At 71.4% G+C, this 20653-nt stretch carries 26 protein-coding genes and 2 pseudogenes; 15 read left to right on the top strand and 13 right to left on the bottom strand.

Annotation, left to right across the window (positions count from 1 at the left end; all coding sequences use genetic code 11):
* Window position 1 precedes the first annotated feature (1 nt).
* Window positions 2-304: a hypothetical protein gene (locus tag I8N68_RS16680; protein ID WP_200210905.1), complete on the top strand. Its 303-nt coding sequence runs from the start codon at window positions 2-4 to the stop codon at window positions 302-304.
* 91 nt (window positions 305-395) lie between these two features.
* A pseudogene (locus tag I8N68_RS34550) lies at window positions 396-615 on the top strand (site-specific integrase); the annotation flags it as partial.
* A gap of 209 nt (window positions 616-824) precedes the next feature.
* On the opposite strand, the gene I8N68_RS16675 reads toward I8N68_RS34550, so the two are convergent.
* Window positions 825-1022 (bottom strand): hypothetical protein, encoded by a 198-nt coding sequence (locus tag I8N68_RS16675; RefSeq protein WP_200210904.1) that lies wholly within the window; start codon window positions 1020-1022, stop codon window positions 825-827.
* A gap of 180 nt (window positions 1023-1202) precedes the next feature.
* Between I8N68_RS16675 and I8N68_RS16670 the strand changes: the two genes are divergently transcribed.
* Genes I8N68_RS16670 through I8N68_RS16650 form a run of 5 tightly spaced genes read left to right on the top strand, consistent with a single transcriptional unit; the run spans window position 1203 to window position 4354 of the window.
* Complete coding sequence (locus I8N68_RS16670) at window positions 1203-1631, top strand: DUF6907 domain-containing protein (protein ID WP_200210903.1); 429 nt, start codon at window positions 1203-1205, stop codon at window positions 1629-1631.
* Window positions 1628-1795: a hypothetical protein gene (locus I8N68_RS16665; RefSeq protein WP_200210902.1), complete on the top strand. Its 168-nt coding sequence runs from the start codon at window positions 1628-1630 to the stop codon at window positions 1793-1795. Before I8N68_RS16670 ends, I8N68_RS16665 begins: the two co-directional genes overlap by 4 nt.
* Window positions 1792-2460, top strand: coding sequence for a DUF2637 domain-containing protein (locus tag I8N68_RS16660; RefSeq protein ID WP_200210901.1), 669 nt, complete (start codon window positions 1792-1794; stop codon window positions 2458-2460). The genes I8N68_RS16665 and I8N68_RS16660 overlap by 4 nt, the downstream gene beginning before the upstream one ends.
* The gene (locus I8N68_RS16655; RefSeq protein WP_200210900.1) at window positions 2457-2606 is read left to right on the top strand and encodes a hypothetical protein; all 150 of its coding nucleotides are present in this window, start codon (window positions 2457-2459) and stop codon (window positions 2604-2606) included. The genes I8N68_RS16660 and I8N68_RS16655 overlap by 4 nt, the downstream gene beginning before the upstream one ends.
* A complete protein-coding gene (locus I8N68_RS16650) occupies window positions 2603-4354 on the top strand; it encodes a helicase HerA domain-containing protein (protein WP_200210899.1) in 1752 nt (583 codons plus the stop codon). Before I8N68_RS16655 ends, I8N68_RS16650 begins: the two co-directional genes overlap by 4 nt.
* Window positions 4355-4457: 103 nt before the next feature.
* On the opposite strand, the gene I8N68_RS16645 is transcribed toward I8N68_RS16650, so the two are convergent.
* The 8 genes from I8N68_RS16645 to I8N68_RS16610 all read right to left on the bottom strand — a co-directional run bounded on the left by I8N68_RS16645 (window position 4458) and on the right by I8N68_RS16610 (window position 9213).
* On the bottom strand, window positions 4458-4796 hold the full coding sequence (locus I8N68_RS16645; RefSeq protein ID WP_200210898.1) for an HNH endonuclease: 339 nt from the start codon (window positions 4794-4796) through the stop codon (window positions 4458-4460).
* Window positions 4797-4894: 98 nt separating this feature from the next.
* Window positions 4895-5668: a hypothetical protein gene (locus I8N68_RS16640; protein ID WP_200210897.1), complete on the bottom strand. Its 774-nt coding sequence runs from the start codon at window positions 5666-5668 to the stop codon at window positions 4895-4897.
* Window positions 5665-5931: a hypothetical protein gene (locus I8N68_RS16635; RefSeq protein WP_200210896.1), complete on the bottom strand. Its 267-nt coding sequence runs from the start codon at window positions 5929-5931 to the stop codon at window positions 5665-5667. Before I8N68_RS16635 ends, I8N68_RS16640 begins: the two co-directional genes overlap by 4 nt.
* Window positions 5928-6131, bottom strand: coding sequence for a hypothetical protein (locus tag I8N68_RS16630; protein WP_200210895.1), 204 nt, complete (start codon window positions 6129-6131; stop codon window positions 5928-5930). The genes I8N68_RS16635 and I8N68_RS16630 overlap by 4 nt, the downstream gene beginning before the upstream one ends.
* Window positions 6132-6268: 137 nt before the next feature.
* Window positions 6269-8278, bottom strand: coding sequence for an AAA family ATPase (locus I8N68_RS16625; protein WP_200210894.1), 2010 nt, complete (start codon window positions 8276-8278; stop codon window positions 6269-6271).
* The gene (locus I8N68_RS16620) at window positions 8275-8586 is read right to left on the bottom strand and encodes a hypothetical protein (protein WP_200210893.1); all 312 of its coding nucleotides are present in this window, start codon (window positions 8584-8586) and stop codon (window positions 8275-8277) included. Before I8N68_RS16620 ends, I8N68_RS16625 begins: the two co-directional genes overlap by 4 nt.
* A gap of 1 nt (window position 8587) precedes the next feature.
* Window positions 8588-9022, bottom strand: coding sequence for an HNH endonuclease signature motif containing protein (locus I8N68_RS16615; RefSeq protein ID WP_234039914.1), 435 nt, complete (start codon window positions 9020-9022; stop codon window positions 8588-8590).
* The gene (locus I8N68_RS16610; protein WP_200210891.1) at window positions 9022-9213 is read right to left on the bottom strand and encodes a helix-turn-helix transcriptional regulator; all 192 of its coding nucleotides are present in this window, start codon (window positions 9211-9213) and stop codon (window positions 9022-9024) included. Before I8N68_RS16610 ends, I8N68_RS16615 begins: the two co-directional genes overlap by 1 nt.
* Window positions 9214-9300: 87 nt before the next feature.
* Here I8N68_RS16610 and I8N68_RS16605 point away from each other — a divergent pair, with 87 nt between their 5' ends.
* Window positions 9301-9738 (top strand): helix-turn-helix domain-containing protein, encoded by a 438-nt coding sequence (locus I8N68_RS16605; protein WP_200210890.1) that lies wholly within the window; start codon window positions 9301-9303, stop codon window positions 9736-9738.
* Window positions 9725-10819, top strand: a complete 1095-nt coding sequence (locus I8N68_RS16600; RefSeq protein ID WP_200210889.1) for a tyrosine-type recombinase/integrase — start codon at window positions 9725-9727, stop codon at window positions 10817-10819. The genes I8N68_RS16605 and I8N68_RS16600 overlap by 14 nt, the downstream gene beginning before the upstream one ends.
* 43 nt (window positions 10820-10862) lie before the next feature.
* Here the strand turns inward: I8N68_RS16600 and I8N68_RS16595 are convergent, their stop codons facing one another.
* The 3 genes from I8N68_RS16595 to I8N68_RS16585 form a co-directional block, all read right to left on the bottom strand.
* Window positions 10863-11117 carry a Smr/MutS family protein gene (locus I8N68_RS16595; RefSeq protein WP_200210888.1) on the bottom strand — a complete coding sequence of 85 codons (255 nt, stop codon included), beginning with the start codon at window positions 11115-11117 and terminating at the stop codon, window positions 10863-10865.
* A 93-nt stretch (window positions 11118-11210) separates the two neighbouring features.
* Window positions 11211-11579, bottom strand: coding sequence for a tetratricopeptide repeat protein (locus I8N68_RS16590; RefSeq protein WP_200210887.1), 369 nt, complete (start codon window positions 11577-11579; stop codon window positions 11211-11213).
* Window positions 11580-11668: 89 nt separating this feature from the next.
* Window positions 11669-12439: an ROK family protein gene (locus tag I8N68_RS16585; protein ID WP_200210886.1), complete on the bottom strand. Its 771-nt coding sequence runs from the start codon at window positions 12437-12439 to the stop codon at window positions 11669-11671.
* Between the two features lie 161 nt (window positions 12440-12600).
* On the opposite strand from I8N68_RS16585, the gene I8N68_RS16580 reads away from it, so the two are divergent.
* From I8N68_RS16580 to I8N68_RS16570, 3 genes and pseudogenes are all read left to right on the top strand, one after another.
* Complete coding sequence (locus I8N68_RS16580; RefSeq protein WP_200210885.1) at window positions 12601-14238, top strand: ABC-F family ATP-binding cassette domain-containing protein; 1638 nt, start codon at window positions 12601-12603, stop codon at window positions 14236-14238.
* A 38-nt stretch (window positions 14239-14276) separates the two neighbouring features.
* Window positions 14277-14528, top strand: a pseudogene (locus tag I8N68_RS16575) (hypothetical protein); the annotation flags it as partial.
* A gap of 320 nt (window positions 14529-14848) precedes the next feature.
* Window positions 14849-15574, top strand: coding sequence for a methyltransferase domain-containing protein (locus I8N68_RS16570; RefSeq protein WP_200210883.1), 726 nt, complete (start codon window positions 14849-14851; stop codon window positions 15572-15574).
* A gap of 61 nt (window positions 15575-15635) precedes the next feature.
* On the opposite strand, the gene I8N68_RS16565 is transcribed toward I8N68_RS16570, so the two are convergent.
* Window positions 15636-16646 (bottom strand): LacI family DNA-binding transcriptional regulator, encoded by a 1011-nt coding sequence (locus I8N68_RS16565; RefSeq protein WP_200210882.1) that lies wholly within the window; start codon window positions 16644-16646, stop codon window positions 15636-15638.
* Between the two features lie 150 nt (window positions 16647-16796).
* Here I8N68_RS16565 and arfA point away from each other — a divergent pair, with 150 nt between their 5' ends.
* From arfA to I8N68_RS33910, 3 genes are read left to right on the top strand one after another with little or no spacing between them, the layout of a single operon-like run.
* Window positions 16797-18308 carry an arabinosylfuranosidase ArfA gene (arfA, locus tag I8N68_RS16560; RefSeq protein WP_200210881.1) on the top strand — a complete coding sequence of 504 codons (1512 nt, stop codon included), beginning with the start codon at window positions 16797-16799 and terminating at the stop codon, window positions 18306-18308.
* Between the two features lie 39 nt (window positions 18309-18347).
* Window positions 18348-19679 (top strand): ABC transporter substrate-binding protein, encoded by a 1332-nt coding sequence (locus I8N68_RS16555; RefSeq protein ID WP_200210880.1) that lies wholly within the window; start codon window positions 18348-18350, stop codon window positions 19677-19679.
* 6 nt (window positions 19680-19685) lie between these two features.
* A complete protein-coding gene (locus tag I8N68_RS33910; protein WP_200210879.1) occupies window positions 19686-20651 on the top strand; it encodes a carbohydrate ABC transporter permease in 966 nt (321 codons plus the stop codon).
* The last annotated feature ends 2 nt before the right edge of the window (window positions 20652-20653 follow it).

The raw sequence follows: 20653 nt of genomic DNA, 5'->3' as shown, positions 1-20653 counted from the left end.
CGTGTTCGTCGTGCTGCCCGCGAAGTCCGAGCGCCGGTTCGCGCCGATGGAGGTACGCGGGCGCTGGTGGAACGGGGCAGTGGGCCGCATGGCCCGGCGCGACATCTGGCTGGTCTTCAACGGCCGGCTGTGGCGGGTCCCTGGTCGCCTCCGTGGTGACGCAGGCGAGGAGGTCTCCTACGACTTCCCGGACGAAGCATCGGCCCGGTCGATGGTCGACCGGATGATGAAGACCTCGGCGGGCACCTGGCGTGACCTCACGGAGGCTGTCCGACAGGAGGCCAACCGCCGGCGGACTCACTAGCGGTGCCGGCCGCTGCTGGTAGCGCTCAACGGCAAGCGTCTACCCGGACGTGCACACCGCACCACGACGGCAGGTCGGCTGCCCACACCCGCGGCACACCTACGCCTCCGGTGCTCTTGGACGCCGGGGAGAGTGTCAAGGCTCTGTCGGCTTACCTCGGCCATGCCGACCCCGGCTTCACCCTCCGGATCTACACCCACCTACTGCCCGCCAGCGAGGACCGCACCCGGCGAGCCATCGATAAGGCATTCGGGGAGGAGCCAGCAGCCGGAGACGGCCGGCAAACGGGCAACGGCCTGGAAACGGCATGATCATGGTTCGGTGGCCCCGGAAAGCCTCTACGGTGCAGGTCAGTGGTCATATAGGCATTACTTCCAGCGGAAGTGATGGGCGATCTTCTCTGACCAGCAGAAAGGGCCGCCGTAGCGGCCCTGACCTGCGGTTTTGCCACTCACGATCCCTCAGTGAATCTCACTGTCTCCCGCTCGCATGTGCCCCGGATGTGCCCCACGGAGCACGCTCACCCTGGGTCGATGCCGGCCGCCCGGCAGATCCGGCGCACCTGCTCACGGGTGTAGCCGGACACCTTCACGATCTCTGTCTGCCGCATGCCGCCGCGGGCCGCTTCCACGATCGCCTCGGCGAGCGCCGGGCGGGCCTTGTCGAGCGCGTCCTTGGCCCGGCGGTACGCCTTTGCGGCCTCTTCGAGTCTGGTCACGCGGCGATGGTCGCACACATGACGTTGCCAATCAACGTGGCCTACACGGTTGACGTACGCCTACGCCGTAGGCCACACTCTGTGGCGTAACACCAACCGTCAAGCAAGGGCCCAACAAGGCGGGCCCGGACGCGGAGTAGCACCTCCGGCCGGGCCCTTGATCGCCCCAGGAGGCGACCCGTGAGCATCATCGCATCCGCACCCGTCCCCGCCGCTAGCCGGCTGGTCGACGCCCCCACGCTCAACCTGACCGCCCTCCGCCCCACCGGCTGCCCCAGCTGGTGCAGCGAGGACCACCGCGGCCAGGTCACCGACGTCGACGGGTGGTCGATCGGCGTCGGCCACGAGCGCATCCTCGCCGAGCTGCCCGCGCAGGACCCGGCGTGGATCGACCGGGCCGCCACCGCCACCGTGCTGGTCGAGTCGACCACCGACAGCGGCCAGGTCGTCACCGAGCCGCGCGTGCTCCTGTCGGTCGCTGAGGGCCCGGAGGGGCACTACCCGGGCAGCGAGGACGTGCAGGGCTGGACCGGCACCCCGGGCCAGGCTCGCGCCCTGGCCGCCGCCCTGCTGGCCGCCGCCGAGCTGGTCGACGGCGGTGCCCGATGAGGTGGCTCCTGCTGATCCTCGCCGGCGGCACCGGTACGCCGCTGGCCGTGTTCCTGGTCGCTCGCCTTCTGGTCGAGCGGCACGCCGACACCACCGCCGCGGCGATCCGCCGCGAGCACGCCCGCGCCCAGCTCGCCGAGCGCCCCAAGGAGTTGACCCGGTGAACCTGACCACCGTCACGTCCCGCGCTGCCGCCGCCCTCGTGGCGGCGGTGGCCGGGTTCGCGTCCTACCGGCACATCTACGACGTGGCCACCGACGCCGGTGAGCACCAGGGTGTCGCGGCCGTGCTGCCGCTGGCGATCGACGGGCTGATCCTGGTCGCCACCCTGGCGATGCTCGACGACAAGCGGCAGCAGCGGCGCCCGCGGCTGTCCGCCCGGGTGGCGCTGGTGTTCGGCATCCTCGCCACCCTCGCCGCCAACGTCGCCTCGGCCAACCCGACCGTCACCGCCCGCCTGGTCGCCGCCGTACCCGCCGTGAGCTTCCTCCTGGCGGTGGAGGTGCTCGCCCGGTCCGGGAAGCCGCTGCCGGTCGCGCCGGTCGCCGAGCTGGTCGACGTGACGCCGGAGCAGGTCGAGCCGGTGACGCCACCGCCGGCCGAGCCTGCCGCCAAGCCGCGCGCCAGCCGGCCCCGTCCGCGCTCGCTCACCAGCGCCGAGAAGGTGGCCCGCGCTGCCGCCAAGCTGCCCGCTGGGACGGTGGCTCAGGTCGCCGCCAAAGCGGGCGTGAGTGAGTCCACCGCCCGCCGCTATCTGCCGTCACCAACCGTGCCGGTAGCTGCGGAAACCCGCGTCAACGGCACGTCACTTGTGGAGGTAACCCAGTGAGCGTCATCGCAGTGATCCTCGCGGCCGTCTCGGTCGCCGCCACCCTGACCGGACACACCGTCGCCGCCATCGTCACCGGGCTCGGTGCGGCGGCGGCGGGTGTCGCCTTCCACGTGATCCGCCGCCGCCGCGAGGTGAACCAGTGAGCGCACAGACCGTCCGCGTCGTCGAGCTGGAGAAGCTGCTCCGCCGCCGCAAGAACCTCGGGTGGCGGTTGACCTACCGCTACCTCACCGGTCGTCCGCTCGACGGGCGGACCGGCTACCCGTACCTGCGGGCCGGTGCCGGCCGGTGGGCGGGGTGGCAGCGGCAGGCGTACCGGCTCGGCGTACCCACCGCGTCGGCGCTCGCCGCTGTCTACCCCGACCAGGCGGCCACCACCGCCGGCGGCGTCGCCCTGGTCGCCGCGGTGAAGGGCCGGCAACGGTTCGTGCGGCGCCGCTTCCACCGCGCCTACGTCGCACCGACCCTCGCCGCCGTCGCGCCGCCGCTGGGCTTGCAGACCGGGGTAGAGCTCCACGTCGACCCGTCGCTCGGCAACCTCACCCCGCGGCTGGCGAAGCCGCTCTCGCCGGCGGAAGAGGCCGTGCGTCTCTGGTACGGGGAGCACCTGGAGCCGGTGCTCCGGTGGCTGCCGGAGCACCTGCAGCGCGGCGCATGGGCGCTCCAGCGGAAGGCGAAGCCGGCCACCGACCGCCTCGAGATGTTCCGCCGGCCGGCGCCGGAGTACGGGCCGCGCATCGAACTGGCCATCAACACCCCGTACGTCACCAAAGAGCAGCGGGCCCTTGTGTCGTCCATCATCAGCAGCAAGATCCCCGTCTCGGGCCTGGTCGAGTCGTGGGACCAGGTCGGGCCGCGGGTGGTGGCCCGGTGGACGGTCCGCCGCCGGCCGCCGGCGCAGGTCGGCCACGAGCGCGTCGTCGAGCAGCTGCCCAAGCTCGCCGAGTGGGAGTTCTACCTCGGCGACGGGGTCGGCGGCCAGGCCGTCACGATCAGCTTCCGCGACGACTCCCCGCACATCGCCGTGTCCGCCGGGACGGGCGCCGGGAAGTCGGTGCTGGCCCAGCTGGTCGCCGTGCAGGTGCTCGCCCGCGGCGGCCGGGTCGTCATCCTGGACCGCAAGGGCTCACACCGGTCGCTGCTCGGCCTGCCCGGCGTCGACTACTGCACCCGGCCCGAGCAGATGCACCATGCCCTCATCCGTACTGAGGGCATCGCCGACGAGCGGAACACGCTCGCCCTGCACGAGGCCGAGGATTGGGACCCGGGGCCGCGCACGCTGGTCATCGCCGAAGAGCTGAACGCCACCATCGGGCAGCTGGCGAACTGGTGGGCGGAGAACCGCGACAAGAGCGACCCGAAGCGCTCGCCGGCGATCTCGGCGCTCGCCGATCTGCTCTTCATGGGACGGTCGGCGAAGGTCAACGTCATCGCCATCGCGCAGATGCTCACCGCCCGCGCCATCGGCGGCCCGGAAGCGCGCGAGAACTTCGGGATCAGGTGCCTCGCCCGGTACACCGCGAACAACTGGAAGATGTTGGTTCCCGAGGCGGCAATGCCCCGGGCGTCGCGCACTCTCGGCCGGTGGCAAATCGTCATCGGAGGACAGTCAACTGAGGTGCAGGTCGCGTACCTCAACAAGGCGCAGGTGCGCGCCATCATCACGCCGCGAGTCCCTGATAGCCCGCTGACCAGCGATGTCCCCGGGGACGGGGACATCATGACCCTCCGGGACGCCGTAGACGCCGGTGTGCTGCCCTGGTCGTACGACGCCGCCAAGAAGCGCCTACAGCGGCGCGTGGGGACCATTCCCGAGCCGCGGGGAAAGCGCGGGAATGCCGACCTGTACGCCCGGCAGGATCTCGCCGAATGGGTCGGCTCGGCAAACTGACCAGACACGACGAACGGCCCGCCAGGATCGCGCCTGGCGGGCCGTTCTGCGTCTCAGCGGCGTACGGGACCCCCGTTTGGGAAAAATGTGGGGAGAGGCGGCTCTAAGCAGGTGTAGTGCGGGACGGGCCCCCCATGCGGGGCAGTGCCCCAGGGGGTGAGGGACGTCGCGCCAGGCTGCCCGAGCGGCGCAAGGTCGACATGTCCTCGGTGCGGTCGCCCTTGGCTCTGTTGCACGCCTTGTGGCTGGCAGCGACGTTGCTGCTGTGGCTGCTGCCGCCCGCGCTGATCGGCACGATGTGGTCCACCTCGAAGCTCATCGGGTCCGTGTGCGGCAGGTCGAAGTCGATCGGCTTCCCGCACAGGTGGCATTCCGGCTTGTGGTGCGCGAGGTTCTGGCGGTGCCTCTTCCGGGCACCCGAGTCACGGCGTGGGGTGGTCATTCCGATCTCCCTGTGGCGTGGGGCGCTTTGTGTGCAAGGCACTAAGCAGGGGAAGTGCAGCTTGGGGGCGGCCCGCGGGGACCGCCCCCAGGGGGTCGTCAGGCGACCGCGCGCCGTCCCGTGAGCGCGGCGTTGCGTGCGGCCTCGAACTTGGCGGCGGCCTCCTGGCGCTGCTCGTCGACGCGCTGGCAGCGGGCGGCGAACTCCTCGGGGCTGGCGAGGGCGAGCCGGTGCCCGGCGGCGATCACGGCCTCAGCCTTGGGCCGGTGGCCCAGCTCGCCGAGCTGCTCGGCGGTGAGGTCGGCGAGGATGAGCGGCTTCTTGTCGTGGGGGATGCTGGCCAGCCTGCCGAACTGGGCGACTATCCCCCAGCACTGGGCGACCAGCTCAACGCGGGCGGCGTGCTCGCGGGCGGCGCCCCATGCCGGCATCTGCGCGGGCCGCAGCTGGGCCACGGCACCGTCGGCCAGGTCGAGCTGGTCGCCGATCTGCTCCCGGGCGGTGGTCAGCGCCTTGTCCGCCTCGGCAATGACCGGGGTGAGGGCGTCGAGGATGGTGGGGGCGTGGGTGGTGAGGATGGCCCGGCGCCGCTGTTCGATCTCGTCTCCGAGGATGTTGGGACGCTCGGCGAGCTGCTGGCGGGCCAGCTCGGTGAGGACGGTCGCGTCGGTGGCCGGGTCTTTGTCGGCGATGAGGGCGTCGAGGACGGCGGCGGCGAGGGCGCTGCGGCGGACGGGCTGCGCGCCGCGGCTGGCTGCCTTATCGAGGTCGGCGAAGTCGCCGGTGAGGGCTGCGGGCAGGGTGAGTCCGAGGTTGCGGAAGTGCTGCCGGGTCATGGTCAGCGCGGCGTTGGTGTTCATGAGTGCGCTCATGGTGTGGGTGCTCCTTCGTTGTTGGGGATCGTGATGGGGGTCGGTGTCCGGGTGTCGAGGGCCACCGGGGACGTCATGCAGGTGCCGTACGTGACGATGAGTGCGGCGGCGACGGTCCGCGTCGCTTCGTCGTGTCCGACCGTCCGGGCGTGGCGCTCGATCACGTCGAGCACGGCGTCTTCGCTGCCGGCGGCCACGCACAGTGCGCGGATCAGGTCGACGGCAGCGGCGCGGCGGTCGGCGTCGAACGGGGCGGCGGTCACCACCCCGGCACTCCGGAGTAGTCGAACAGCTCGCGGACCCATTGGCGGGTCGCTTCGTCGCCGGTCGGGTGGGTGCTTGGGCTGCTGCCCTCGCTGGGCACGTAGTTGCTCCTGGGCGGGTCGGTCGGCTCCTGGTTGGGTTCGTCGTGGCCGAACAGCTTGCGGGCGTACTCGCGTTCCGCGCGGTCGTCGTCGGTCATGGCTTGCCTTTCGTGTCGTCCCCGGCCGCGGCTCGTGCCGCGTCTCGTGCGGGGCTTGGTGCGTCGGTGGGTGGTGCCCGTACCCCTCGGGCGGTCCTGTTCGGCCGTCTCCGTGGCTCTCAGCGGGCTGTTGCTGGTCACGCCGCCCCTCCGGGCCGCATCGCTCGGCAGGCGAGGCAGTCGGGGTGCTCGGGCCGGTTGCTGCCCACCCACCAGGAGTGCGGGGTGCTCGGCTCCGAAGGGAGCGAAGGGAGCGAAGGGAGCGAAGAGCGCAGTTCCCTAGGCGGTGCGCTCTTCGGTGCTCCCTTCGTGGTGTCGGGCTCCGAAGGGAGCACGAAGGGAGCGCCGTCCTTACCGTCTGCTCCCTTGCTCCCTTCGCTCCCTTCGCGCTCTTCGGTGGGCTTGAGTCGCCACATCCACCCGGCGTCCATGCCGCCCTTCTCGGAGATCACGCCCGCCTTCCGCTTGGCTCGCTTGAGCGCGTCCTTGCGGAACCCGTCCTTGTCGCCGGCCTTGAACACGTCCACGGCGGACGCCTCGCCGCCCTGGTCGGCGAGGTAGCTGCGGAGCCACTCGGCGGCGTCCTGGCGGTCCTCCTGGTCCTCGGCGTCCCCGCGGTCGCTGAGGATGTCGGTCACCGACCGGTCGGACTCACCGAGCCACACGAGCCGGCCGACGTGCGCCGGCCCGAGCCGGGTCGGGATCTCGACGCCCTCGATCTGGTAGGACAGCGACGGCAGGTCGAGCCGACCAAGGCTGTTCTTCGTCTGGGTCATCACCCGGTCGCCCTCGGGGTCGGCGGCGAAGCCGAACACCGACCGGGGGACGTTCTTGAACGCGCCCGACCCGGTGATGAGCGACGACGGGTCGGTGCCGCCGCCCTTGTTGAAGTGGGCGATGCCGAGCACCACGCAGCGAGCGCGGTCGGCGAGCCGGGCCAGCGGGTCGAGCGCGACCCGCACGTCACGTTCCCGGTGGGTGTCGATGCCGGCCCCGATGGTCGACATGAGCGGGTCGAGCACCAGCAGCGCGGCACCCACGCGGCGCATCTCCCGTTCGAGGAGCGCGTTGTCGACGGGCAGGGACAGCGTGGTGCCGTCCTGCTCGTCCTCGACGACCTCGACCCGGAAGACCTTGGTGAGGTCGGCGCCGGCGGCGATGAGCCGCGGCACCAGGGTGTATTTCCAGGAGTCCTCAACGGCGGCGTAGATGACCGCGTGCGGCTGGCCGTACAGCGAGCCGGGCAGCGTGCCGCGCGTGATCATCGCGGCCAGCCAGATGCCGAAGCTGCTCTTCCCGGTGCCTTCCCGGCCGGCGGCGACGGACAGCGACCCGAGCGGGATGCGTCCGCTGCCGCCGGTGAAGTCGTCTTCGTGCTGCCACGCCCACACGACCGGCTCGGGCTCGATGTCCGCTGCGGCGGTGAGCACCAGGCGCCGGCCGGTGGGCTTGGCCTCGACGGGCACCAGGGCGTCGAGCGGGTGCCCGGCGGCGATGTGGTCGGCGGCGTCCTTGCCCGCGGCGGCCTCGACCAGGTGGAGCTCGGCGGCGTACCCGTCGAGCCGGGCCCGGACGGCGGCGGCCCACTTCTCGCCGGCGGCGTCCCGGTCGACCACCGCGACGACGCGGGCACCCTTGAGCGGGGACACGTCGACCTTGGCGAAGTTGTCGGCACCCTGCGGCGCGGTCGTGGCGACCTCGCCCAGCGACTCGACGGCGTGCACGTCCTTCTCACCCTCGACCAGGTAGACCGTGCGGCCGAACGTGGCCGCCTCCATCACCCTGGGCAGGCGGTACAGCTGGCACTGCTTCTTGTCGCCGGACTGCTTGAACTGCTTGCCGTCGAGCCGGTGCACGGTCCGCGTCGGCTGGCCGGTCGCGTCGGTGTACTGGTAGCGGGCCAGCTCGTTGCCGCGTGGCTCGTCGTACAGGTCGCGCGGGGTCATGTTGAGCGCGGCGAGCACGTCGACCAGCTGGCACCCGGCGTGGCAGTGCACCAGCACGCTGCCCTCAATGGGCCGGACCGACAGGCTCGGGTTCCGGTCCTCATGCGCCGGGCAGCGGGCCTGCCACTGGCCGCCGGACTGGCGGACCAGGCCGGTAGCGTCGCGCAGCGCGTCGATGACACGGTCGATGGCAGGGGTCACCCTCGGCTCCTAGCTTGCTTGCGGCGCTGCACCGGGCCGAGCCGGTACCACAGGCCGGTGACCGGGCACGCCTTGTCGACGCGGTGGCTGAACAGGCGGGATGTCTCGCCGACGCGGTGGGCGTGGGCGGTGCCGCAGCGCGGGCAGGTGAGCACCACGACGAGCCACAGTCGACGACCGCGGCACGGCGGGCCGGCGTAGGCGCGGGCGTGCGGAAGGTCGGACAGCTCAGTTACGCTGCTGGTGGTCTGCTCGACCTGCTCTGCCGCCGCCCCGTTGCCCGCGGGGCGGCTGTGTGTCTGGGTCATCTCAGGCGACTCTCTTCAGGCTGGTCCGCCGCTCACGCCGCCAGGCCAACCGACACGTCCGGCAGACTCGCTGCCCGCGGGCAGCTGCCGACCGGACTAGGTTGTCTCCGGCGAGTGGGTGGCCATTGCGGCAGTGGGTCTGGCGCGACTGGCGAGCGGTCGGCGCTTCGCCACGCAGGATGTTTTCGCGGTTCGTCACCGGCTCCAGGTGGCCTGGCGCCACGCAGCTGCGCACTCGGCACAGGTGGTCGAGGTGAAGACCGTTGGGGATCGGTCCGACCCACATCTCGTAGCCGAACCTGTGAGCCCTCACCATGCGGCCAGCGACCTTGAAGTGGCCGTAGCCGTCGCCCTGGCGGGCGGCGAGCCAGAGCATGCAGCCTTGCTCGTTCGGCGGTGCGACCTTGGACAGGAATCGCTGCTTGACGGTCGCCATCACGCCGCCACCTTCGCCTGCGCGTCGAGCCACTTCTCCACGTCGGCCCACCGGTAACGCAGGTGGCGGCCGACCTTGGACGCTCGGGGGCCGGACCCCTTCCACCGCCACTGGTGAAGGGTCGTCACGGGCACCCCGAGGAATTCGCTCACCTCTTCGGCCGTAGCCAGCTTGCGGCGTTCCTCGCTCACCTTGGGCTCCTATCGCTCAGTCTGGTCGCTGACGACAGGTCTACGCGAGTTATTGCGTGAAGTCAAGGGCGCACGTAGTGTGCGTCTGTGGCCCAACTAGAACCGTGGAACCCGCATCGTGTAGTCGCCGAGCGGATCAAGGAACTCCGGAAATCACGAGGCTGGTCAGCGCAAACGCTGGCCGAAGCCATGACGCGCGTCGGCATCCCATGGGACCGGTCCGTCGTGGCGAAGTTCGAGAACGGGCGCCGTGCAACGGTCAGCCTTGAAGAGGTCTTCGCCCTGGCGTACGTGCTCGACGTCGCCCCGGTGAACCTGATGACGTCGACCGACCTGGGTGCCCCGCCGCACGGCGTCGTCTCGGGTGTCGTGGCGTCGGCGGACGATGTCCGGGAGTGGATCCGGGGCCGCAAGCCCCTGGGCGACCAGGACGTCGACACGTATTTCAGCAAGGTCGCGGGCAACGATTTCGGCTTCATCTACGACGCGCTCAAGCGCGCGAGGGGCCAGGATGGCGAGCGTTGAGAAGCGGGAGGACCGGCCGCGGCCCTGGCTGGTCCGCTGGCGGGACGAGGCCGGCAAGCAGCGCAAGAGGTCGTTCACGCGGAAGGTAGATGCCGACCGGTTCCGCGCCGAGGTCGAGCACAAGCTGAACACGGGCGAGTACATCGACCCGAAGGCGGGCCGGCAGACGTTCCGGGCGTACGCCGAGGCCTGGCGGCTGGCGCAGCCTCACCGGCACAACACGGCGGTGCGGACGCGCTCGCAGCTCACGAAGCACGCCTACCCGGCGTTGGGCGATCGGCCGCTGGCTGCCATCCGGCCCAGCGAGATGCAAGCGTGGGTGACCGGGCTTCAGCTCGCGCCCAGCTCGGTCCGGCCGGTGTTCTCGACAGTGCGCGCCATCTTCGCCGCCGCAGTGCGCGACCGGCTGATCGTGCGGACGCCGGTCGACCGGATCGCGCTGCCTGAGCTGCCGCAGCGCCAGGTGGTGCCGCTGACCGTCGAGCAGGTCGAGGCCATCCTCGCCGCGCTGCCGCCGGCGTACGCCGCGACCGGGATCGTGGCGGCGGGTGCCGGCCCGCGGCAGGGTGAGGTGTTCGGGCTGCGGCCCGAGGACGTCGACCGGGAGGCCCGGACGATCAAGATTGACCGGCAGGTCCAGCCGGGACCGGACGGCACGGTTGAGGAGTGCGCGCTGAAGAACAAGCCGTCGTACCGGACGGTGCCCGCCGGCCAGGTCGTGCTCGCGGCCCTGGCGCCGCATCTCGATGCCACCAAGGATGGACAGTGGCTGTTCCGCACGAAGGATGATCAGCCACTGCACCGGTCGCGGTTCAACGAGTCGATCTGGCGGCCGGCGGTGAAGGCGGCCGGCGTGGAGGGTGCGACGTTCCACGATCTGCGGCACTTCTACGCCTCGGCGTTGATCCGGGCGAGCCTGTCGGTCAAGGTGGTGTCAGCGCGGCTCGGGCACGGCAACGCCGCCGAGACGCTGAATACGTACAGTCACCTTTGGCCCGATGACGAGGACCGGACGAGGCAGGCGATCGACGACGTACTCACGGGCCATGTGCCCCAGGCGCGCCCCAGCGACGGGAAGTGATCTACGGTGCCGCAGCTCACGGCGGGTTTCACATCCGGTGGCGCTATTTCCAGCGGAAGTGGACGAAGAGGCGGCCGAAGTTCTTCGAGTCCTTCTCCACGCGGTGGTAGAGCTGCTTGACGTCCTTCTGGTCCAGGAAGCGCAGCACCCGCTTCTTGAGCTGGCCGGAACCCTTGCCCGGGATGATCTCCACGAGCGTGGCCTTCTTCGCCACCGCCTCGTCCATGATCCCGCGCAGCGCGCGTTCGATGTCCTGGCCCTTGTTGAAGATGTCGTGGAGATCGAGCTTGAGCTTCACCAGCCCATCGTAGGCCCGGCCGCTGGGCGGGCCCGGAGACGGCGAAGGGCAGCCCCCAGGGCTGCCCTGTCCGTTTTCGTGCTGATGGACCCGTCAGCGGCCGAGGCTGACCCGGCTCTCCACCCGGCGCAGCGCCGTCGTGTAGTCGGTGTTGGTCGAGTACATGGCCGCCGCGATGCGCAGGTGCCGCAGGGCGTCGGCGTAGCGATTCATCCGCTCCAGCGTCCGGCCCAGGACGTGGTGCGCGTAGTGGTCGCTCGGGTCCCGGTCGACCAGCTCGCGCAGGTGCTCCTCGGCCCGGTTGAGCTGGGCCGACTGGAAGTACGCCCGGGCGAGCAGCTGGCGCACCGAGGAATTGCCGGGTTCCGCCTCGACGATCGGCTCGAGCAGCCGGGCCGCCCCTGCCGGGTCACCCGTTTCGAAGAACATGGTCGCCCGCCGGTAGTCCGCCAGAAGATCCATTCGACCCACCTCCTCGTGTCGCGCCGCCCTTGTTCCGACGCTGACACAACACGCGCCGTACCGCGAGTGTTCCGGTCACGGAAGTTGCGTCAGGGGGTTGGGTCGTACCGGTCGCCGACGAGGTCCCAGGCCCGGACACCGCCGACGATCCCGGCCGTGTTCGGGACGACCACGACGTCGTCGCCCATCCGGGCCAGTTGTTCCGGACGGATCAGCCGGGAGTTCCCACCGCCCAGGTAGAGCCGGTCCCAGCGGAACACCGGCCGCAGCCCGTCGACCACCTGCCGGATCCGCCGGGACCAGAACGCGTCGCCGAGCCGGCGCCGCTCCGGCTCCCCCACGTACGTGTCGTAGGTGGTGCCCCAGCGCACCGGGGCGTGCGACAGCTCCAGGTGCGGGGCGAGCACCCCGCCGTCGAAAAGTGCGCTGCCCAGCCCGGTGCCGAGGGTCAGCACCAGCTCGCAGCCGGTTCCGGCGACCACGCCCGCCCCGTGCACCTCGGCGTCGTTGAGCACCAGCGCCGGCACGCCGAAGGCCGCCGCGAGGGCGCCGCGCGCGTCGTACCCGGACCACTCGGCGACCAGGTCCGGATCGACCTTGCTGCGCGGCCCGGACCGGGTCACGTAGTGCGGGGTCGCCACCACCACGCCGTGCCTGATCATCCCGGGCATGCCGACGGTCACCCGGTCCGCCGCCGGCAGCCGGCCCCCCAGGTCCAGCAACGTCTCGACGAACAGCGACGGCGGCAACGGGTACGGCGTGACCACCCGCAGCGGACGGGCCCGCATCGTCCCCGCGACGTCCAGGACGGACGCCTTGATCCCCCCGCCCCCGCAGTCGATCGCCAAAGTGCTCACCACGGCAGTGAGTCTCCCTTAGCTCTGTTACCCCCCACCCCCGGGTCACCGAATCCCCGAGTCCTCCCCGTCGACCCAGCGGAAATCGTCGCGACTTGATCTCCGGCGGCGGCGATTCCCGCTGGACCGACGGGGGTGGGGGCGCGGGTAGGCTCGAGCTCCTGATGAGTGCCACGTTGATCGTCAAGGACCTCGCCGCCGGGCATGGTGAACGGCTGCTCTTTTCCGACCTGGATCTGGTCGTCGCGCCCGGGGACGTGGTGGGGCTGGTGGGGGTGAACGGGGCCGGGAAGTCGACGTTGCTGCGTACCCTCTCCGGGCTGCAGCCGGTGGAGCTGGGTGGGGTGACGTTGAGCCCACCCACGGCGAGTGTGGGATACCTGCCGCAGGAGCCGGAGCGGCGGCCCGGCGAGACGGTCCGGGACTTCCTGGCCCGGCGGACCGGGGTCGCGGCGGCCCAGGCCGCGCTCGACGCCGCCACCGAGGCGCTCACCGCGGGCGCGGACGGCGCCGACGACGCGTACGCCGAGACGCTGGAGCGCTGGCTCGGCCTGGGCGGCGCGGACCTGGAGGAACGCGCCGAGCAGGTCGCCGCCGAGCTGGGGCTGACGGTCGACCTGGACCATCCGATGACCGGCCTCTCCGGTGGTCAGGCGGCCCGGGCCGGGCTGGCCTCGCTGCTGCTCAGCCGGTACGACATCTTCCTGCTCGACGAGCCCACCAATGACCTGGACCTGGCCGGCCTGGACCGGCTGGAGCGGTTCGTCACCGGGCTGCGCGCCGGCACCGTGCTGGTCAGCCACGACCGCGAGTTCCTCACTCGGACGGTGACCCGGGTGCTGGAGCTGGACCTCGTCCAGCAGCAGGTCCGGCACTATGGCGGCGGCTACGCGGCGTACCTGGAGGAGCGGGAGGTGGCCCGCCGGCACGCCCGGGCCGGCTACGAGGAGTACGCCGACACCCGGGCGGCGCTCGAGGCGCGGGCCCGCACCCAGCGGGCGTGGATGGAGAAGGGTGTGAAGAACGCCCGCCGCAAGGCCACCGACAACGACAAGATCGGCCGGAAGTTCCGCAGCGAGGCGACCGAGAAGCAGGCGGCGAAGGCCAAGCAGACCGCGCGCCTGATCGAGCGGCTGGACGTGGTCGAGGAGCCGCGCAAGGAGTGGGAGCTGCGGATGGAGATCGCCGCCGCGCCGCGGGCCGGAGCCGTCGTGGCCGCGCTCCGGGGTGCGGTGCTCCGCCGGGGCGGTTTCGCCCTCGGCCCGGTGGACCTCCAGATCGACTGGGCGGACCGGGTGGCGATCACCGGGGCCAACGGCTCGGGCAAGAGCACGCTGCTCGCCGCGCTGCTCGGCCGGCTGCCACTCGACGAGGGGCACGCCGCGCTCGGCCCTGGCGTGGTGGTCGGCGAGGTTGACCAGGCCCGCGGACTCTTCCTCGGCGACCAGCCCCTGCTGGACGCGTTCGGCGCCGCCGTACCGGAGCTGACGCCGGCGGACGTGCGGACGCTGCTGGCGAAGTTCGGCCTGCGTGCGGCGCACGTGCTCCGCCCTGCGGCGACCCTCTCGCCGGGCGAGCGGACCCGGGCGGCGCTGGCCCTGCTTCAGGGGCGTGGGGTGAACCTGCTGGTGCTGGACGAGCCGACCAACCACCTGGACCTGGCGGCGATCGAGCAGTTGGAGTCGGCGTTGGCGACCTATCCCGGCACGCTGCTGCTGGTCACCCACGACCGGCGGATGCTGGACGCGGTGAGCGTCAACCGGCGGCTGCGGGTGGACGCCGGACGGATCGCCGAGGATTGATCCGTGCCGACCCGGCCGCGGCGGGTGAGAATGACGGCATGCTCAAGTGGGAGTACGCGCTGCTGGTCCGCCGTCGTCAGGCCGCCACGACCGACATCGGGTGGGAGGTCGTCTTCATCTGGTACGGCCCGGACGGCTCGATGGTCGACGTCACCCCGTACGGCGACACCGCGCTGGCCCACCTGAACCGGGCCGGCGACCAGGGCTGGGAGCTGGTGGCGATGAGCGAGGACCCGTCGCTCCCAGGGAACAACGAGCTGCACCGCTACCACCTCAAGCGGCCGAAGACGGTGGCCCCGCAGCCCCGACAGCGGATGCGCGCCGGAGGCCGGACGGCCCGCCGGACAATCTCCGGCTGACCCTGCCGCCGCCGGGCCCCGGCGGCGCGGACGGTCCGGCGTGTCGCGTCCCGGAGGGCACGTGCCCGGTGAGCGATATACCGCAGAGTCATAAATATGCCTGAGCGGCATATCGCTCATCGGAGTCACCGCCTCTACGGGGGCGGATGTCTCGGGCGCGACGAGGCGCGGCGGGTGGACGCCGGGCCGGATCTTCACGATCGAGGCATACCGGGCGGGGATGCGGGTAACGGGCGGCCCGGAGGTGGCTCATGGTCGCGATGGCCCAGTCCGCACCCTCGGCCGAGCGGCTGCGGAAGGTCGACGGATTTCTCGCCGAGGCGTGGGCCGATCTGGCCCGGCACGACGAGCGGCTGCGCCCGCTGGCGGTGGAAGTGCGCTTCGACCGGGGCGTCGCGCACCTGAGCGGCGAAGTGGCCGGGCCGGCCGAGCTGCGCCTGGTCCGCGACCTGGTGGGGCGGCTCACCGGCGTGTTCGGGGTGTGGTGCCGGGTGGGCGTCGGCGGGCGCGAACCGGTGGTGGTGGACCTGGGTTGCGGGGCCACCAAGCAGTGGCCGGGCAACCTGGGGCTGGACATCTACCCGGCGCCCGGGGTGAACGCCGTCGCCGACCTCTCCGGCTCGCTGCCGCTGGCCGACGACTCGGTGGACGTGTTCTTCGCGGTGCACATCCTGGAGCACCTGATCGACTTCCTGCCGCTGCTCGACGAGTGCCACCGGGTGCTGCGGCCGGGCGGCGTGCTGCACGTGATGAGCCCGTGGTGGCGGCACGTGAACGCGGTGGCCGACCCGACCCACGTCCGCCTGCTGGACGTGCAGACGTTCAAGGGCATCTGCGGTCAGCGCCCGCCGGGCACGCCGCGCTGGTATCCCCTGCACGTCGGCTGCGACGGCGCCTCCATTTTCGCGGACCTGACCCCGCTCGCCCCCGACGACCCGGCGCCCGATCCGAACCACCTCGCCCGCTTCTTCGACTGACCGATCGCCGGACCGCCCGCCCCCGACGCACCCGGGCAGGGCCGCCGGATCGGCGTTCCGGTCAGGGGCGGCCGGTGGTGCTCTCGCGGGTGGCCAGTCGGTGGGGAGCGGTCAGTTCGCGGGGCGGGGCGTCACGATCGCCGTCGAGGCGGCCGGCGAGCAGCTCCACCGCGAGCCGGGCGATGCGCTCCTTGTCCGGGGCGACGGTGGTGAGGGTGGGGATGGAGAAGCGCCCGTCCTCGATGTCGTCAAAGCCGGCCACCGCGACGTCCTCGGGGACCCGCAGGTCCGCCTCGTGCAGGGCGCGCAGGGCGCCGAGGGCCAGGGTGTCGTTGAAGCAGAAGACCGCGTCGGGGCGGACGCCGGCGGCGAGCAGGTGACGCATGGCGGCGGCGCCGTCCGCGCGGTGCCAGGCCGGCGCGGGGGCGACCAGCTTCTCGTCGTACCCGATGCCGGCCTCGTCCAGGGCGGCGGTGTAGCCGGCCAGCCGGAGCCGGGCGCTGGCCCCCTCCGGGGTGCGCTGCGAGCCGATGGCGGCGATCCGGCGGCGACCGAGCCCGATCAGGTGGGCGGTGATCTCCTGGGCGGCGGCCACGTTGTCGACCACGACGTGGTCGGCGGGACCGTGGTCGACCCGCTCGCCGAGCAGCACCATCGGCATGCCGTCGAGGCCGGCGAGGTCGTCGGCGGTGAGCGCGAGCGGGCTGAAGATCAGGCCGTCGATCATGTGGTCACCGATCCCGCTGGCGACCTTGCGCTCCTGCTCCGGCCCGCCTCCGGTCTGATCGATCAGCACCGTCCAGCCGTGCGCGGCGGCGGCCGTGACGACGTGCCGGGCCAGCTCGGCGAAGTACGGGATGTCCAGCTCGGGGACGGCCAGCGCGATCACTCCGGTCCGGCCCTTGCGCAGGTTGCGGGCGGAGAGGTTGGGCCGGTAGTTCAGCTCGGCGATGGCCTCCTCGACCCGGGCCCGGGTGTCCGGCCGGACGTGCAGGTAGCCGTTGACCACGTTCGAGACGGTCTTCACCGACACGCCGGCCCGCTCGGCGACGTCCTTGAGCCTGTGCCGCACTGAAGTTCCTCCCCGGGATTGCTGGTCCGCACTTTACCGTGTCACGAGCATGTCACGACCTCTTTACAACGTTGCTTACAACGTTGTAGAAACCAGGGACACCGGTGACCGAGGTCACCGGGGAAGAGCACCGAGGAAAGGCGGCATCCCTTGCCCAGCGCACAGCTCACGATCGACCCGGCGTTCGCGATCGGACCGGCCGACCGCCGGCTCTTCGGTTCCTTCGTCGAGCACATGGGGCGCTGCGTCTACGGGGGCATCTACGAGCCGGGCCACCCCGCCGCCGACGCCCGCGGCCTGCGCGGCGACGTGTTGGAGCTGACCCGCGAGCTGGGCGTGTCGGTGGTCCGCTATCCGGGTGGCAACTTCGTCTCCGGCTACCGCTGGGAGGACGGCGTCGGCCCGGTCGGTGACCGGCCGCGCCGGCTCGACCTGGCCTGGAAGACCGTCGAGACAAACGCCTTCGGGCTGGACGAGTTCATGACCTGGGCCGCCGAGGCCGGGGTCGAGCCGATGATGGCGGTCAACCTCGGCACCCGGGGCGTCCAGGAGGCCTGCGACCTCCTCGAATACTCCAACCACGCGGGTGGGACCCAGCTGTCCGACCTGCGCCGCAAGCACGGCGCCGAGGAGCCGTACGGGGTGCGGCTCTGGTGCCTCGGCAACGAGCTGGACGGCCCGTGGCAGGTCGGCCACAAGACCGCCGACGAGTACGGCCGGCTCGCCGCCGAGACCGCGCGGGCGATGAAGATGATCGACCCGTCGATCAGTCTGATCGCCTGCGGCAGCTCCAACCGGCGGATGCCCACCTTCGCCTCCTGGGAGGCGACCGTGCTGGAGCACACCTACGAGCACGTCGACTACATCTCCGCGCACACCTACTACGACCCCTCGGACGGCGACCGGGCCAGCATCCTCGCCTCCGCGGTCGACATGGACAACTTCATCACCGACGTGGTCGCCACCGCCGACCACGTGGCCGCCAAGCAGCGGCACAAGCGCAAGCTGAAGATCTCCTTCGACGAGTGGAACGTCTGGTACGAGTCCCGCCTCAAGGCCGACCTGGACCGGCGCGGCTGGGTCGAGGCGCCGGCGCTGATCGAGGACGACTTCACCGCGGTCGACGCGGTGGTGGTCGGTGACCTGCTGATCACCCTGCTCCGGCACGCCGACCGGGTGGGCGTCGCCTGCCAGGCGCAGCTCGCCAACGTGATCGCCCCGATCCGGACCCGCACCGGCGGCCCGGCCTGGCGGCAGAGCATCTTCCACCCGTTCGCCCTCACCGCCCGGTACGCCCGGGGCACCGTGCTGCGCACCGAGCCGGTCTCCCCGACGTACGAGACGAAGAAGTACGGCGACGTGCCGGTGCTGGACACCGTCGCGGTGCATGACGAGGAGACCGGCACGCTGGCCGTCTTCGCCGTGAACCGGGGCGAGACGGATCTCCCGCTCGACCTCGACCTGCGGGGCCTGCCCGGCCTCCGCCCCGAGCAGCACCTCACCCTCGCCGCCGGGTCCGACCCGGCGGCCACGAACACCGAGGCCGAGCCCGACCGGGTGACGCCACGGGAGCTCACCACCCCCACCTGGAACGGCGGCCGGGGCACCGTCCGGCTGCCCGCCTGCTCCTGGAACCTGCTGCGCTTCGCGCCTCAGCCCTGACCAGGCGATACTTCATCCCGTCCCCCCAAGGAGAACCGCATGATCCAGAACGAGATGAGCCGGCGCCGCCTGCTCGGGCTCGGCGTCGGGCTCGGCGCCGCGGCGACGCTGACCCTGGCCGGCTGCGGCGGCGGCAGCAGCACCGGCGGCTCCCCCGCCGCCGGGAACGGTGGCAAGGACTACACCGGCCCCAAGGTCGACCTGAAGCTGTGGAACGGGTTCACCGGCGGCGACGGCGACATCTTCAAGAAGCTGGTCGAGCAGTTCAACAGCGAGCACCAGAACATCGCCGTGAGCGTGATCACCTACCAGTGGGACGACTACTACACCAAGCTCCCCGGGGCGGTCTCCAGCGGCAGCGGCCCGGACATCGCGGTCATGCACATGGACCAGCTCGCCACCTTCGCCGCCCGTGGCGTGATCAACGAGCTGGACGACGTCGCCAAGACGCTGGAGCTGAGCGAGGCGGACTTCGCCCCCACAGTGTGGAAGGGCGGCCTCTACCACGACAAGCGGTACGGCATCCCGCTCGACATGCACCCGCTCGGCTTCTACTACAACAAGGCCGTGATGCAGAAGGCCGGCCTGGACCCGAACAAGCCGCCGTCCACGAAGGACGAGTACACCGCCGCGCTGGCCGAGCTGAAGAAGTCCGGCGTACAGGGCTTCTGGGTGAGCCCGTTCCAGTTCACCGGCGGAATGACCTTCTACTCGCTGCTGCACCAGTGGGGCGGCACGCTCTTCGACGGGGAGGTCGCGAAGGCCACCTTCAACTCCGACCCGGCCGTCGAGGCCTGCACCTGGCTGGTCGACATGATCAAGCAGGGGTACTCCCCGGCCAACGTCGGCCAGGATGCCGACTACCTCGCCTTCAAGAGCGGGAAGAACGCGTTCAACTGGAACGGCATCTGGCAGATCAACGACCTGAAGAAGAGCCCCAACGTGCAGTGGGGCGTCGCCCCCCTGCCGCAGATCGGCAGCCAGCAGGCCGCCTGGGCCAACTCGCACAACTTCACCATCATCAAGCAGCGCGGCGCGGACACCAACAAGGTCTCCGGGGCGAAGGTCTTCATCAACTGGCTCAGCCAGCACTCGCTGGACTGGGCCAAGGGTGGCCAGGTGCCGGCCCGCAAGGCGGTCCGGGAGAGCGCCGACTTCAAGGCCCTCACCGAGGTGAACGCGCTCGCCCCCGAGCTGGAGTACGCGGCCTTCCCGCCGGCGACCCCGGGTCTGGGCGAGGTGATGGTCACCTTCTACAACTCCTTCAACGAGGCGGCGCTGGGCAAGAAGTCGCCGAAGCAGGCCCTCGACGACGGCGTGGCGAAGGCCAACAAGCAGCTCGAGGACAACCGCAAGAAGTACGGGAGCTGACCCGTCGTGGCGGACGTGATCGAGGTCGGGGCGGCGCGCGAAGGCGCGCCGCCCCCGGCGGGCGGCCGGCCCCGCCGGGGTGGTGCCACCGAGCGGGGGCATCGGGCCACCCCGTACCTCTTCCTCGCGCCGTACCTGGTCCTGTTCGGCGCCTTCGGGCTGGCGCCGATCCTCTTCGGAGTCTGGATCAGCCTGCACCAGTGGGACCTCCAGCTGCCGAACCGGCCGTTCACCGGGCTGGCCAACTACAAGGACCTGTTCTCCAGCGACTCGGCGATCTACGGCGACTGGTGGTCGAGCATCCGGGCCACCGGGCTGTTCACCGTCCTGTCGGTGCCGCTGCTGGTGGTCGTACCGCTGGGGTTGGCACTGCTGCTGAACCGGTCCTTCCCCGGGCGGACGTTCTTCCGGGCGGCGTTCTTCGCCCCGTACGTGCTGGGCGTCGCGGTGATCGGCCTGCTCTGGCGCTTCCTGCTCGACGCGAACCTGGGCCTGGTCAACGGGCTGCTCGGAGCGGTCGGGCTGCCGGCGGACACCCCGTGGGTGACCGACGTGCCGTGGGCCTGGGTGTCGCTGGTCGGGGTGACGGTCTGGTGGACCTGCGGCTTCAACGCGGTGATCTACCTGGCCGGCCTCCAGGACATCCCGGCCGAGCTGTACGAGGCGGCGCGGATGGACGGCGCGAACGGCTGGGCTCGCTTCCGGCACGTCACGCTCCCCGGGCTGCGCCCGGTGCTGCTCTTCGTGCTGACCACCACGATCCTCGCCTCGGCGAACGTCTTCGGGCAGTCGTTCCTGATCACCCAGGGCGCGCCGGGCGAGCAGACCCGGACGGTCGTCTGGCGGATCGTGGACGAGGGGCTGCGCGACTACGACGCGGGCCGGGCGGCCGCGATGAGCGTGCTCTTCGCGCTGATGCTGGCGGTGGTCAGCATCGTCAACTTCCGGCTGTTCCGGTACCGGGAAGACTGAGG

Source organism: Micromonospora coerulea, assembly GCF_016598485.1.
GTDB lineage: Bacteria > Actinomycetota > Actinomycetes > Mycobacteriales > Micromonosporaceae > Micromonospora > Micromonospora coerulea.
Note: the sequence above shows the minus strand (reverse complement) of the source record. Positions and strands in the feature narration are given on the sequence as shown.